The following is a 283-nucleotide window of genomic DNA, read 5'->3' as shown; positions in this document are numbered from 1 at the left end:
ATTGAAAATAAAAAGAAGACTAAACTCTTAAGGCTAACGCCTGAGAGTAATTAAGGTCAAGCTACAAAGGGCGCATGGTGAATGCCTTGGCACTAGAAGTCGAAGAAGGACGCGACAAGCTGCGATAAGCTTCGGGTAGGCGCAAATAGCCTGTGATCCGGAGATTTCCGAATGGGGAAACCCACATATCCAAAGATATGTACTTTATACTGAATACATAGGTATATAGAGACACACCCGGGGAACTGAAACATCTAAGTACCCGGAGGAAGAGAAAGAAATA

At 43.5% G+C, this 283-nt stretch carries 1 rRNA gene; it reads left to right on the top strand.

Annotated features, from left to right (window positions below):
• Positions 1-54 precede the first annotated feature (54 nt).
• Positions 55-283, top strand: a 23S ribosomal RNA gene (locus RH99_RS18140); the annotation flags it as partial.

Source organism: Clostridium arbusti SL206 (genome assembly GCF_000246895.1).
Lineage (GTDB): Bacteria > Bacillota > Clostridia > Clostridiales > Clostridiaceae > Clostridium_I > Clostridium_I arbusti.
This window is presented reverse-complemented; position numbering and strand designations above follow the sequence as displayed.